General features: G+C 44.5%; 11 protein-coding genes and 1 tRNA gene. 4 read left to right on the top strand and 8 right to left on the bottom strand.

Annotated elements, in window-relative coordinates; genetic code table 11:
• Nucleotides 1-90 precede the first annotated feature (90 nt).
• The 3 genes from ACCI49_RS21230 to cysC form a co-directional block, all read right to left on the bottom strand.
• Nucleotides 91-166 (bottom strand) — tRNA-Val (locus ACCI49_RS21230).
• A gap of 94 nt (nt 167-260) precedes the next feature.
• A complete protein-coding gene (locus tag ACCI49_RS21225) occupies nt 261-2,633 on the bottom strand; it encodes a DUF6351 family protein (protein WP_371841231.1) in 2,373 nt (790 codons plus the stop codon).
• Nucleotides 2,634-2,830: 197 nt separating this feature from the next.
• Nucleotides 2,831-3,460, bottom strand: a complete 630-nt coding sequence (cysC, locus tag ACCI49_RS21220; RefSeq protein WP_371841230.1) for an adenylyl-sulfate kinase — start codon at nt 3,458-3,460, stop codon at nt 2,831-2,833.
• 358 nt (nt 3,461-3,818) lie between these two features.
• Between cysC and ACCI49_RS21215 the strand changes: the two genes are divergently transcribed.
• Entirely contained in the window at nt 3,819-4,103 is a 285-nt protein-coding gene (locus tag ACCI49_RS21215) for a type 1 glutamine amidotransferase family protein (RefSeq protein WP_371841229.1), read from the top strand.
• A 361-nt stretch (nt 4,104-4,464) separates the two neighbouring features.
• Here the strand turns inward: ACCI49_RS21215 and ACCI49_RS21210 are convergent, their stop codons facing one another.
• Complete coding sequence (locus ACCI49_RS21210) at nt 4,465-5,295, bottom strand: glycerophosphodiester phosphodiesterase family protein (protein ID WP_371841228.1); 831 nt, start codon at nt 5,293-5,295, stop codon at nt 4,465-4,467.
• Between the two features lie 1,459 nt (nt 5,296-6,754).
• Here ACCI49_RS21210 and ACCI49_RS21205 point away from each other — a divergent pair.
• From ACCI49_RS21205 to ACCI49_RS21195, 3 genes are all read left to right on the top strand, one after another.
• Entirely contained in the window at nt 6,755-7,879 is a 1,125-nt protein-coding gene (locus tag ACCI49_RS21205) for a hypothetical protein (RefSeq protein WP_371841227.1), read from the top strand.
• Between the two features lie 346 nt (nt 7,880-8,225).
• On the top strand, nt 8,226-9,047 hold the full coding sequence (locus ACCI49_RS21200; protein WP_371841226.1) for a glycosyltransferase family 2 protein: 822 nt from the start codon (nt 8,226-8,228) through the stop codon (nt 9,045-9,047).
• Nucleotides 9,044-9,343, top strand: a complete 300-nt coding sequence (locus tag ACCI49_RS21195; RefSeq protein ID WP_371841225.1) for a lipid-A-disaccharide synthase N-terminal domain-containing protein — start codon at nt 9,044-9,046, stop codon at nt 9,341-9,343. The genes ACCI49_RS21200 and ACCI49_RS21195 overlap by 4 nt, the downstream gene beginning before the upstream one ends.
• Nucleotides 9,344-9,478: 135 nt before the next feature.
• Here the strand turns inward: ACCI49_RS21195 and ACCI49_RS21190 are convergent, their stop codons facing one another.
• From ACCI49_RS21190 to ACCI49_RS21175, 4 genes are all read right to left on the bottom strand, one after another.
• On the bottom strand, nt 9,479-9,664 hold the full coding sequence (locus tag ACCI49_RS21190; protein WP_371841224.1) for a hypothetical protein: 186 nt from the start codon (nt 9,662-9,664) through the stop codon (nt 9,479-9,481).
• Nucleotides 9,665-9,725: 61 nt separating this feature from the next.
• Nucleotides 9,726-10,007: a hypothetical protein gene (locus ACCI49_RS21185; protein ID WP_371841223.1), complete on the bottom strand. Its 282-nt coding sequence runs from the start codon at nt 10,005-10,007 to the stop codon at nt 9,726-9,728.
• A gap of 339 nt (nt 10,008-10,346) precedes the next feature.
• Nucleotides 10,347-11,003 (bottom strand): hypothetical protein, encoded by a 657-nt coding sequence (locus ACCI49_RS21180; RefSeq protein ID WP_371841222.1) that lies wholly within the window; start codon nt 11,001-11,003, stop codon nt 10,347-10,349.
• A gap of 787 nt (nt 11,004-11,790) precedes the next feature.
• Nucleotides 11,791-13,326, bottom strand: a complete 1,536-nt coding sequence (locus tag ACCI49_RS21175; RefSeq protein WP_371841221.1) for a hypothetical protein — start codon at nt 13,324-13,326, stop codon at nt 11,791-11,793.
• Nucleotides 13,327-14,147: the final 821 nt, after the last annotated feature.

Genomic DNA, 14,147 nt, shown 5'->3' with positions numbered 1-14,147 from the left:
GGACTCGAACCCGCGACCTCCGGCGTGACAGGCCGGCATTCTAACCAACTGAACTACCGGTCCTCGGTAGTAAACTTCCCAATGGAAGTTTGGTGGGTGGTACAGGGGTCGAACCTGTGACCTACGGCTTGTAAGGCCGTCGCTCTCCCAACTGAGCTAACCACCCGATGCTCTTTTTGGTAAGGGCCTTGCCCCTTGAGCGAGGCGCATATTACCGGACTGAATTTCCCTGTCAACAATTTTCACGCCAAAAATTATGATTACTGATCTGGTGCACCTCCTGTTGGAAGATAGACTGGCGCGCTCCGCACTTCAGCCTCATCCGCACTGACCTCCTGCAAAACTTTACCCTGCCGATAGTCGGGGTCAATCAGGTGGCCGGCTATCTTCACTGGAATTTCCTTGGGAATTAATTGATCCCTTGGACGCGCCAAATCCTGCTCATTGTAATTACACACGCCAGTTGGAAATATGCGCTGTAAATCATCAATACGCCCCGTTATTTCCTCAGTGTGTGGACCATACAAACCTTTTGCCAAAGCCCGCTCAATCGGCTGCAAGGCACACTTGAAAATATCATCGGTGATTGGCGCTCCAGCCACTTGCCTTGCAGTACTGTGAATAGGATATTCACGCATACACTTCCCTGAAGGCCTTCCGTTCCAATCCCCATTCCATACATCGGGACCAGCCGCCAATACATTACCCTCCCGATCAAAACAGCGGTCATTAGCATCTTCCGGCCTGTTTTCTACAACCCCTTTGCCTGGATGAGCAACGATGTTCTGTATCCAGCGATCAATAATATCAAGTGCTTCATCCAAGGGGTTGTAATCCTTATGGCTCATCCAGATTAACTGATTTTCTGCATGGCCACGCGCGCGCCGGATTCGTTCACGGGCAGAAAAAGACGCTGAGCTATGGTGCATATCGGGCTCTTTATCCAGATAGTGGCGCATATCTACTATAGGAATCTCCACATCCCCGAGAAAAACATGGCCTGACCGATAAATTCCATTGATCGCCTCCATACTGGCGCGACTGCGTCTTGCCGGACTCTCAATCGTGCCTACGTTCAAATTCTGCTCACTCCATACAGAGAGGCTCACTGGCAACAAGCCACCATTCAAGAACCACAGTTTTTCATCGCTCTGGTCCTCCTGCGCCTTCCAACCACCAACCGATGCATTGACTTTCAAAAAGGTATCAATGCTGATATTGCCCTCAACCAATGCTTTCAGCCCATACTGAACACCTTCATTATCCCAGGTGGAATTGGCATATCCATTTTCTCCCGCCCCATAAAACTGACGCAGGTTTTCCCAATGGGTCCAATGCACCTTGCCCACCACATCTTCAGAGAAACTTTTAAAAAAGTGCACAAAATTGGGGTTGTTCACCAAGGGCACCAGTCCGCGCCAACCTTCTACACATTCGGTAGCACCACGGGCCCGGCTTCTATAGCGACTGTCAAATAAGCCCGCCGCCATACTTATCAACCTAAAACGGCTACTCACCTCAGAGTTTGCCGAGAGCCCCTGGATAATCGAGCGTTCTTCCGCGTCTCGCCAGCGAGTATTGTCAACATCCTGAACATCAAAGAAGTATTCCAGTGGCTCACAATCGAACGCATAGATTGTCTGAGTGACCATATCTGGATAGGAGTAAAGGGGTATGGCTGCGTCTAGCAGCCCCGGTGCATTTTGAGCGAATAAATACTGCTGAATTGCCCCACCAGACCCGCCAATACCAACTGTATACATGGGCTCACCATAGAGAGCCTCAAACTGCTTCTTTAATCGACGCGCAGTATCTTCCGCCAGCCAGATATTGTAGTGATTTCTGGTTTGGTTCGCTGTTGAATAGATAATGGCATATCCACGCGCCAGCTGATCCATACGCCGCCGGGTAACATCCCCCTTATTCATATTTCCCTGACGCGACCCAATGCCGACACCACCTCTAAATTGATAGATCAAGCGGCGATTCCAATTACTATCATTCGGCTTCTCTGCAGTTTCCCCCTCCCCTCTTAAAGCTGCAATTGCATAGAAATGGCGATTGATGGTGCCAGTCTCAACACGAACAATGAAATCCACTTGGCGGCCGTTTACGGTCGCCTTGTCGATATCATTTCGGGCCTCGAACAAATAGTGGAATTGCCCATCAATTGTACTGCGATAAAAATAGGTGACCTCTGTTGCATGACTGCAATCCCGGCTGTAGCCAATCACCTCTTTCGTCCTTTCACCCTTATCATCCACGGCAAAAACTGGCACCCCTTCCTTCACTTGGTTATCTACCAGCGGCTGCTTTTTAGTGATGGCATTCTTACCGCAGAAGAAAGGATATTTGGATGGGCCGGTAAATAAGGTTTCTACGGGCCCCACCTCTCCAATTGAGATGGGAAATGGGAAATATTCCGGCGGGCGTGACATCATCCTTGGATGAGGTCCAGTATACGCCGGAGCTGGATCGTAACTCAGTGAGCCACCAGGAACTCCTAGCACTGGGGCAACTGCTTTTCCATGCACTTTTGGCAGCTTCTCATATGCAACCCAGGCGACTGCGCAGAGCACAGCCAGCAACACCAAGAAAAAAGCAGAGAGAAACCAGGCTCCCCTTGTCGACATAAGCGCCTCCACAGCTGCCAAATTCTTCAACTGGTACAAGTTGAGTATATGAAGGGATAAGGAGCGTAACCGTCAGTTGGCGCCGGGAAGGACTTCTAGGAAGTACACACTAGGAAAAGGAAGCAAACAAAAGCTGAATTGAAAATAAAAAAGGGAAGCCAGGAGGGCTTCCCTTACTAGGTCAAGCTAAGCGTAACTCAGTCCTTAGCAATGATTCCCTTCTCTTGTAAAGTCGAAATAATTGCTGCTACTTCCTGCTCCACAGTCATCTCAGCAGTATTGAAGTGCAATTCAGGGGAAACTGGGGCCTCATAAGGATCGTCAATGCCAGTAAAACCTTTAATTTCACCCGCACGTGCCTTCTTGTACAGCCCCTTTGGGTCGCGAGATTCCGCTTCTTCCAGCGGGCAATCTACGAAGACTTCCATATATGGCAGACCACCGGTCTCGTGTATCTTTCTGACCATATCGCGGTCTTCACGGTAAGGACTGATAAAGCTGCTAAGCACCACAATACCGGTATCCGCAAACAGTTTGGAAATCTCCCCTACGCGGCGGATATTTTCTTGACGATCTTCAGCAGAAAAACCAAGGTTGGAGTTGATACCCAGCCGGATATTGTCGCCATCCAGACGGTAGCTCAAGATACCACGAGCAGCCAGAGCCTTCTCTACTGCCACAGCTACAGTGCTCTTTCCAGAGCCGGATAGGCCTGTGAACCAAAGAGTCACCCCCTTGTGGCCGAGAATGCTCGCCCTGTTCTCACGGGTCACATCCCCCTCATGCCAATGAACATTGGTCGCCTTGCGTTCAACTGTAGTCGTCACCGATCACTCCAAGATTTCAAATACCATTCCAATTGGGCCTACCGGGATATCTACAACATAAGTACCACTTCACCCGGAAAGCCTGGACGCCAATTATCAAGTATTTGAACAGCAAGCGTAAAGGCTAGCCTTATAGCATATTGAGCAGCCTCCCCGCCCTAGCCGCATAAGAAGCTTTAAAATCCTCCCCCTGTTCGTCCCTTTAAAATAGAAATCTGAACTAAGCCAAGTCGAATTTTTGGGGAAATATCCTGAAACAGTATCTATAAAATGAATCCCCCTTAAACGCCCCGCGTCGGCTAGACTTTCTCTCGCCCGATGATCGACAGTAGCCTTTGACGCATGAAAGGGAGGCAATATGGGCCGAATAGCTATCCTTTGTGGCGACTTTACTGAGGATTACGAACTGGCCGTGCCATTTCACTGCCTGAAGATGCTGGGGCACGATGTCATCACCACGAGCCCCGGCAAAGTCGATGGCCAATACATCACCACCTGTATTCATGACTTCAATGAGCGCTACCAAGCAATCACTGAGTGGGAGGGGCATCGTTTCCGGGTTGATATTGCGCTAAATGGCCCGGCCTATATGCATGGCTGCGTGACATCCAAATGGTACTTAAGCAGCGGGGCTTTAGGGTGAAGCACCTTAACTGGGTTCATTCAGGGTAAAATTGAATACTACTGGGTCAGTAGCAAAGAATACCCTGTCCTCGGGACTCGCTGTGAATACATCCCTGTAAGCTCGTAATCGATATCCATGCCTCATACGGTCCCGTGCGCAGGGTATTCTTTCCTTTCCCCTTTTTTGTAAGTCTGGTGAACTTATCCTTTCAGCTTTGAATTGGTTTTTACCAAAGTAACGACAAACCAGCTTCGCCTCAGCGGAATAGCCGCTTAAGGCCAATGAGACTCGTGGAGTTTTGGGCACAAAAAACCGGCCTAAGGGCCGGTTTCAAATTTCTTTGCCCGAAATAGTTCCGAGCAGATCAGGAGTGAAAAACCTAACGCTCTCCTGCATCCACTAGCGCCTGATAAATACGCGCAGGATAGTCGCCAATAATACCATCCACTTCCAGTGAGATACTACGTTCGATATCGTCCATGTCGTTGACTGTCCATAGATCTACACTTACCCCTTTTTTCTGGAAAAAACGCACATACGGCCTGGTAGTAATGCTATATGGAAGCTGGGCAACATCAAACTTGGGCTTGTATGCCCAGCCAAAACCTGAACTCCAGGCAAGACTTGCCTCGATAAGCTCACCTATGGTCGCACTGGTTCTTACTTCACCTTGGCTAATATCACGAAAATGATTCATGGCTTTTTTATGCTGACTGGCAACAGTAACCTGCTGTTGCATCCGATAGTCCGCAATAACCTGCCAAAGCACTTCTGAGAGCGCTTTGTCATTGGGTTTAATTTCCACATTAAATACGCCATCAGGATAGAGCTCAAATAACTCATTCAGTGTTAACAAGGTATGTCCTTGATTACGAAAGGGATAACTATTGCCACCATCAAGCGTAAATTCATACCCCGCATCCAGAGACTTGATTTCGCTCAGTGTCAGATCTTCAATTTTGTCGGACACCCCGGCATTGTCTTTGAGATCCGCATCATGGTTGATAATGATGTACTGATCTTTAGACAAGTGTACATCCAGCTCCAGAATATCAGCCCCCTGCTCCAGCGCTTTATCAAAGGCCAGTGCAGTACCTTGAGGGTATTCACCAGATGCCCCTCTATGAGCAAGAATCTCTATGGCCAAGACCTGGTTGTAAAAACTTGCAGTAAAAATAAAGCATGTAATGGCTTTTATAGTTTTTCTCATTTTAAAAGTTTCCTTTATTAGGATTAGGTGAACCACTAAACGAAGCACAGCTAAAATACCAATTAAACCCGCGCAGTGAGAAGATTTGGACAGCGTAGATGTAAAGTCACTCTTTCACACTGAAAGAACGTCGACATCTCCAGCTACCCTAACCCGGCCCCTGAGTTCATCAATGAGCTTAATGACAAGAGCATTTCTCTTTCGCTCCACCAAACCTAGCTGCAAACTTAATTAAATGCCTTCCACTACCACACATGACGAAGCCACCTGAGTTCGCCAGCACAGTCGCTTAAAACCACAGTAATCGAAACAACTAGAAAAACATTCTTGTCACAATAATCCGAGCCGATAAAAAATATTTATTTAATCTCGCCGTTTAACTAAAATTAAATAGACCCACAATCTATTAAATAACCGCTTTAATCGGAGTCCCACCTTAAATCCCCACACTTTATTGGCGCAACACCGATTCAACTCCATAATCGGTACTAGTGCACATATTCTTGTGATACCGCCCTCACCTCAATAAAATACGGTTTTTTTATTACAGTTCTAGATGATTCAATAGTGAGAAATATCGGCAAATTCAAATTGCAGCTTTCCAGTGCAGCGCTAAAGGTTGCAATGAAAACGCGCTGAAAATACGCGCTATGAACAAGCGGGCAGGCAACAAGAAAATATGACCTACCAGTCAAGCCCAGCAAAAGTAACAAATCTACTACTGGGTCAGAAGGAAAGAATACTCTGGACTCGAGACGCGCTGTGAATACATCCCTGTAAGCTCGTAATCGGCATCCATGCCCCATAGGGTCCCGAGCGCAGAGTATTCTTTCCTTCCCCTTTTTAGTAAATACTGAAAAATACATAAATATTGGGGACAAGTAGTCAATCAATTTTCTAATACCTCTATTCTGGAGACGGTGCTAACACATGCCGTCGAAAACTCAAATAAGGACGGGTACATGTTTCTTATGTGTTGCTGTTAAACGGTATATTTACGCTACCCCGTCTAATTCACCGTATCTGCTATCGGATGATCTGGCCAACTACGGGCCGCGATTAAAGCCAAGGTCGTTGAGGAAGAGCTGGTTCTCACACAATCACAAATTCAGGTGCTGGATCAAAAGCGCCATGATGATATAGCCTGTATGAAATTGTTACTTCCCACCCCGATTATCTAGGCTCACAGGATATTCCCTACGCCGAGACAATGACATAGGGCTGCATACTTCATCTGTTGACTCAACAAATAATCAGTAAGTGATTATTTAATGCTTTAGTACCAGACATATGAGATGTAACTCTTATGGAAAGACTGAAACAGTGAGCCAAAATATCACACAGGATCTCACTCGCGGTAAGCATGATATTCATCATGTAAAGGTATTATTGAGAAGAATTTCCTATAAAAACTGAGTATTAGCTCAACCCTCATTTATCTGGCAGAGTGGTGTCCCCAATGAATATAGACTTATTTGCGCTACCCGCATCCCAAAAATATTGTATAGCTGCATTAGCGTTTATTTTTATTTTACTGTGCGGGCAATCCTACGCGGAGAGTAATTCTGTCTTCCTTAGTCAATTTGGCATTGGAAATCTCGGTACCGCAGATCAATCTGACCCCACCACAAGAAATAATACAATCATTCAGCTTCAAACAGGAATTAACAATACATCAGAGATAACACAAGTTAATGGGACTTCAGACAGCGCCATCAAACACGTGCAAGTTGGGATTGGAAATACCACAACAACGCTATCACAAGATAATAGCACTGCCGTTTACTTGAACATTATACAAATTGGCAGCGAAAACCTGATGTCAAGCATTCAATTGGATTCTAACGGAAGTACGGGACTATTATCTCAGCTGGGACAGGCAAATGATGCGACAATACTCCATATTAATTCAAGCAATGACAAAGCAATAATATTCCAGCAGGGGTTTTCAAATATCTCAGCGATCAATCAATTTCAAGGCTCAAACAACAATACGTTTATGGCGCAATATGGAAGTTCAAATATGGCCATCAGCTTTCAGTTCCCATCGTCGCACAGTGATATATACGCCACCCAATATGGAGCTGGAAATTCTGCTGGCTTAGTTCAGCAACTTAATTCCTTTGATTACCTAAGTGTTCTGCAACTGGGCGATAATAATATCGGAAATGCCACTCAATTATTCGGGTCAAATAATACCTTAAGCACTATCCAGTTGGGCTCTCATAATCTTTCAAGCACGACCCAGATAAACACATCTTTTAGTAAAGCCAATGTCTCCCAGACCGGCATTTCCAATCTATCCACCGCCCAACAGACAGGATTCTTTAATGGTATTTTTATTGGACAAATCGGCATTGAAAACAACACAAACATAATACAAGATGGAGACTTCCTGTCTGCAAATATTCTTCAGCTGGGCACACTCAATACCATATCTGCTGAACAAACTGGCAATCTGAATACTGCATTTATTGCTCAGCTAGGTATTGCCAACAACCATCAATTATCACAATCGGCATCAAATAACTCTGCTCTAGCGCTGCAGACTGGAACAGGAAATAATGGATCCATTTCTCAGTAAAGTAGCCTTAACCTGAAATCGCTATCTTTACAGTCAACCCACCCTAAAAGAATGGAAAATCAAGCAGGTGATAACTTCTCTACTGATTTGAAAGATCCTACAGGAGGTAAGGAAGAGGAACAAAATAAAGGGCCTCTATTTGACGCCTTTCACCAGGGGTCATCTGGTTGGTTTTGGTGTCTTTTCAGTACTTGTTATTACTTGGCCTGCTTGCGTGGAAAGTAACAAGACTACAGCCTGCTCGCCTCCGGTACTAACGCCATGTTTGTCGTTTGCACAGGCCATCCAGCCTAATATGAGTTGTGCGTTCACTAGATTGAAAGATGGCAAAACTGGAGTTCTCAAGTTGGAAAACAACGGTTTTAAAGCCATAAGTAGCTTTAGTATCGTTGTCCCGGTCCACAATGAAAGCGAATCTATAGGGCCACTTATAGAAGAAATATTCCTGGCCCTGAAGAAATACCCACCCCTTGAAGTGTTAATTGTGGACGATGGGTCAACGGATGATACTGTGGCTGAGATCAATTCCCTGCTGCCCAAATACCCCGCTCTGGGACTAATCAGTCATTCTCAGTGTTTTGGACAATCTGCCGGGATAGTAACCGGTGCCAGGGAGGCCCAGGGAGACTGGCTAGTATTTTGTGATGGAGATGGACAAAATAATCCAGCGTATATCCCCCTTATGCTCGAGGCGCTGGCCAGTAACTCAACTAGTAATCAGCCCGATATTATGTTGATTAACTGCGCACGAACGAATCGTAAAAGCAGCCGATTAAAAATAGCCTGTTCATATTGCGCCAATTTGATCCGCCGATTGGTACTACACGACGGTTGCACCGACTCTGGGTGCGGTTTAAAACTGGTAAACCGCAAGGTATTTTTGGCAATGCCACAATTCAAGGGATTACACCGGTTTATACCAGCACTCGTAGTTATGCAAGGCTATAGAATACTTGAAATGGAAATCACGGACCGTAACAGAACTGGAGGTACTTCTAAGTACACCAACACTTCCAGAGCAATTGTCGGAATCTTTGACCTTGCTGGTGTTTATTGGTTGAGCAAGAGATGTTCCACTCCTAATCCACAAAATACTGTAAGAATAGATTCTTTAGCCACTAGAAAGCCTGAAAACACCCGCAAAAAAATTGGGAGTAGGCAAAGTTGAGTACAACAATGATTGAATGGTGGGCTCAAGTCCAAACGATAGAAAGGAGCTGGCTATTATTTGGAATCGGTGCACAGGTTATATTTTTTATGCGCTTTGTGGTCCAATGGATTGTCAGCGAGCGCGCCCGCCGTTCCATAGTACCAGATGCATTCTGGTATCTAAGTTTACTCGGCGGGGTAATGATGGCTATCTATGGTATTTACCGGGCTGACCCAGTAATCATTATCGGACAACTTACCGGTCTCTTTATTTACAGTCGTAATATCTACTTCATTTGGCATACTAAAAAATAGATAGTATCAATAGTCAATAGGGCTAGCGACTACCGCTCAGCAAGGCCTTCACAGAAATCACGGAATTATTTATAGACTCCCTAAGAAGATTCACTATCTATTACCCATTAAGTGGCTTTAACTTTTATTCGAAACCTAAACCTTTGGACAAATATTTGCTTTTTGCGATATCCCATATTTCTTAAGTAGCGCAGTATAAATTCCTGTAGAGCAAAGACGGGCCAATCCTTTATTGAAATCATCCCTGGCCTTTTCGCTCCTAAATGTCATTTTAAACTTAGAAACCGGCAGGAAGACCTTATGCGTGTCCACTTCATCCATTTAATGCCCTTCTTTAGAGGAAAAATATGCAAAAATGCTTTTGTCAACAATGGCGATAGAATCATCCTTTTTTCCAGAATCCCTGCACTTGCTCTTTCGAGTCTTGCATTTCAATATAATCCTTACTTCCTGGCGCCCCTGGTGAAAAAAGGCGATGATAATCCGGCCCCAAGTCTCTATAGGCCCCTTTCCAGGCGATGACGTGGTGTCCAACAAGGTCAGCGACATTATTGATATCAATATTATCGATTTTCCGGCTTATCGCATAATTCACATAGCCAATATAATCATTCGAGTAATAGAACTCTCCCTCCCCTTCATAGACATCCGTCTCTGCATCCACGACACCTCTCTTAACTGAGTCGTGAATTTCTCCCCAACCCATCTGTATAAATTTAATGGAGTATTCTGGTAGGGACTGCAAAATGATATCAACTCCGAATCCACTCCTCGCATGGTCAATCACATAGGGCGGCGCGAGACCGTGAAATACAGGCTGATTTACCTATCAATACAGTAGTTTGCGGGCGGCAATGAAATAGATGAAGCCTCAGCTATTTTATTGCCAGGTTAAGACTTCAATGATCAGGGCAAATTGGATAATTTCTATAGCTCAAATACTCACATTCAGCACAAGCAAATGGCTCATTTAAGATGGGCTATTGGTATATCCTCTGAGACTTTATCGATCAGCACTGGAGATACTACCATTGATCGCAAGTATCTGACGCTTCTTCTCCACATTAGCTAGGAACTCACGAATAGAGAGCACCGCAAGTTTTTGCCCTCCAGGTCTTCTCTCCATAGAGAACAATGCATCTTCATAACCATCGTTACTGTGAATTCGAATCTTGCAGTCAGTAGCCGTAGCCATATTTTTCAGTATTTTCAGAGGTATGATCGCAGAGCTTTGGATCTCCGAATAAGCTGTATTTAAATTACTATTCCAACCTTCCCTCTCATAGTCGAATAAATTTTCGGCCACAAAGGAATACTGCTGCCCATTCAAATTGATATCCAGGCCCATCAGCTCTGTATAGACAAAATCCACATTATCTGAACTGGACGTAAATGACATAATAAGCGCCACTTGCTCAGGTGATTTACTATTCCAGCGCGCCCCCAGTTTATAGGTATTAAACTTCCAAGTATGCCTTGGGTCGTGAACAAACTGGGGGGAAACTTCCACAATAGTGGCCCCATCAAAAGTTGAAACTTTTTCTGATATAACACCAAACCCTCCCACTAAAGAGGCCATGTCCACAACGCCAACACATCCTGACAAAATACCGGAAAAAATCATAGAGACTACAAACAAAATTCTAATTTTTTTCACCATTAATTCTCTCTAATTTACTAAAAAGGGGGGAAGGAAAGAGTACCCTGCGCACGGGAACGTATAAGGCATGGATGCCGATTACGAGCTTACAGGGATGTATTCACAGCAAGCCCCGAGCACAGGGTATTCTTTCCTACTGACCCAGTAGTATATACTTCTGCCATTTAGTTAAATCCTCACGTCCAGCACCAGCCAAAGCGCTAACACATTACCTCGTTACCTGGAAACCTGCCGAAGCGACACAGCGCTTAGCCGCTAATATTAACAGGTTGCAGGTAGAATACTTTTAATAACTTCACGTTCCGAACAGTACAGGTACAAATCGCCAGCATGATTGCCTTGCAGGCATTACCTTCTACTCGGAATAACAGTGATTTCACAGCTGCCTTATTGAGCCTCTCACGGCACAATGGCAAAGAACGTCAATGCATAATCACAAATGACCAGAAAAGAATTTCGCACTTTGTGATGTGACTGGTCACACTTCGAAAGTCAAAAGAAAGAGGGGATGTGAACAAGGAAAGCCGCAGGCGATGCTGCTACTAAAAAGGGGGGAAGGAAACATTCTTTAGGGAGCCGCTGAATGATTCCATAATATCTCTGGTTTTCAGAATGTTTCACAATCAGGGGGCGGCCTCACAGAAATACCTGAAGCTTCCAATAAGCCGTACTACAAAATTTGAATCGCTCTAAAAGTCCCGCAAAGAAATTACCGAATAATTCAGAGACTCCATAGAGGCAGGCAACTAGTGCGTAGACCAGCTACCTCAACACCTCTTATAGAATACTATTGCATAATAGTGCCCATGTTACCGGTACCAATTTGCACTGCAACAGCCCTTTGACCTAGGCCAGTTTGGCTAATTACATAACTATTGTCGGTGCCAACCTGGAAAGTCACGGCGGTGCTCAATATGGCTCCAGTTTGAGTAATTTCAGACATGTTCATGGAGCCAGCCTGAACTATCAAAGCACCAGAAAATTCAGTTGCATCCTGCACAATATCGGCATCATTCGCATCACCCACTTGCTCGATAACGGCTGCACTTGAGACGGTTTCAGCAACCTGATCAATATCAGCGTCGTTTGTGCTGCCAACTTGATCGATAGTAGCAATACTTGCCGTTACTTCTTCTTGATCAATGCCACCTTCATTCGCACTGCCAACTTGATTGACAATAGCCACACTAGACGTGACTTCGAACTGTTCAATAGCACTGAAATGTCCAGAGCCTGCTTGGCTTACGGAACCGAAACTGCCGCTAGTCGTCTCTTGGAATGTTTCAGCCTCATTCATAGAGCCTGTTTGGTTAATAAAAGCAACAGTTGTTGTGGCGTCTTCCTGGTCAATACTGGCTTCATTCATTTCCCCTATTTGATTAATAAAGCCGATACTAAAAACCACTACCTCACTCTGACCTACTTCTGCAGAATTCATGGAACCTGTTTGAACAATAAAAGCTCCACTAGCTGTAACTTCTTCCTGAAAAGCTTCAGCCTCATTCATCTGCCCCAACTGATTAATAAAGATAGTACTTGCAGTCACATCCTCCTCTTGTTCAACATCAGCTTCATTCATAGAACCTACTTGATTGACGAAGATACTACTAAAGGTTGTGTCCTCTTGCTCAACATCAGCTTCGTTCATAGAACCTACTTGATTGATAAAGGCGACACCTGCCGTGACCTCATCTTGATCGAGATCGGCATTGTTCATCTCGCCGAATTGGTTCATTACAGCGACACTTCCAAAGACCCCTTCTTCTTGCTCTATACCGCCATCATTCTCATCGCCAAATTGATTCAAAATGGCGACACTTACTGAAACTCCTTCTTCTTGTTCCACTCTGCCATGATTCATACTGCCTACTTGGTTAAGAAGCGCAACACTTGAGAAAACTTCATCATATTGAACAACCTCACCGACATTCGACTGACCCACTTGATTGAGAATGGCAACACTAGCAGTGATATTCTCGTCTTGCTCAACATTTGCCATATTTGCCTGGCCTAGCTGATTTATGGAAAGAATACTGAGTGACGTGTTGTCTGATTGAATAGATGTTGCGACATTTGATTCACCTACCTGCAGATGCCAAGTCGCACTATTGTTGGTGTCAATAGTCTGAGACGCATCTGAATCATTAGTAGTACCTATTTGCGTTTGCACAATTAGATTGTTTTGAATAGTTGGGTCTGTTTGGTCAGTAACGGCCATATTACCAGAACCAATCTGAGTTAATATTGACGTATTGTTGCCCGCTAAAGTGGCACTGCTAATGACAGCCAGCGTAATTGCAGTCATGGGAGATAGTATTTTCATGAAAATCCTTTTAACATATTATTTACATTAAAGGAGTCAATTACACTTACCAAGCGACGCGTTCAACTCCTAACACCTTGATATCATCACTAACTTTTGTATTAGCGTGAAAATACTCGTATTAACCGAACGCAAGGATTCACATTAGTTCGCAGACTTCAGCATAGTCGCGTTACTACTGGGTCAGAAGGAAAGAATACACTGCACTCGAGACGCGCTGTGAATACATCCCTGTAAGCTCGTAATCGGCATCCATGCCTCATACGGTCCCGAGTGCAGTGTTCTTCCCCCTTTTTAGTAACAGCCAGGAAAATTAAATTAAGGGACAAACAACCTATAAGGATAATTAAAATAACTATTTTTTAATTACACAAGCTAACTAACACACTATTTAAACCTCATACCCATAGAATTTTATTCACCCAAGCCACCATTGACTCCCGTGAGTAATTTTTACAGTAGCAGTGATAAAATCAATGAGAAAAAATTCCTAAATTATTGAGAGGAAAGTTTTTGAGGTCGACAGAATATCACATAAAAAGACCAAACATAATTTACGTAAATACTACGCCAGCAAAGTAAGTGCCAACCTACAGTAACACAAAAATCTGAGCCGCTTTAAATATATTAACTGCCAACCTATACGACTCTACTATCGCCTACTAACACCTTAACACCGCCTCTGTTTTTAACTCCCACCCAGTCCACATAAATATGAACTGGTATTTGTCATTCGTTAACATATTAAAAAGGAATAAGGAAAGAATACACTGCGCTCGGGACCGTATGAGGCATGGATGCCGATTACGAGCTTACAGGGA

Source organism: Microbulbifer epialgicus, from assembly GCF_041447265.1.
Lineage (GTDB): Bacteria > Pseudomonadota > Gammaproteobacteria > Pseudomonadales > Cellvibrionaceae > Microbulbifer > Microbulbifer epialgicus.
Note: the sequence above shows the minus strand (reverse complement) of the source record. Positions and strands in the feature narration are given on the sequence as shown.

Coding starts and splice junctions, on each gene's coding strand:
- ACCI49_RS21225 (WP_371841231.1), bottom strand. CDS start 2,633: ATGTCGACAAGGGGAGCCTGGTTTCTCTCTGCTTTTTTCTTGGTGTTG.
- ACCI49_RS21215 (WP_371841229.1), top strand. CDS start 3,819: ATGGGCCGAATAGCTATCCTTTGTGGCGACTTTACTGAGGATTACGAA.
- ACCI49_RS21210 (WP_371841228.1), bottom strand. CDS start 5,295: ATGAGAAAAACTATAAAAGCCATTACATGCTTTATTTTTACTGCAAGT.
- ACCI49_RS21205 (WP_371841227.1), top strand. CDS start 6,755: ATGAATATAGACTTATTTGCGCTACCCGCATCCCAAAAATATTGTATA.
- ACCI49_RS21190 (WP_371841224.1), bottom strand. CDS start 9,664: ATGGATGAAGTGGACACGCATAAGGTCTTCCTGCCGGTTTCTAAGTTT.
- ACCI49_RS21180 (WP_371841222.1), bottom strand. CDS start 11,003: ATGGTGAAAAAAATTAGAATTTTGTTTGTAGTCTCTATGATTTTTTCC.
- ACCI49_RS21175 (WP_371841221.1), bottom strand. CDS start 13,326: ATGAAAATACTATCTCCCATGACTGCAATTACGCTGGCTGTCATTAGC.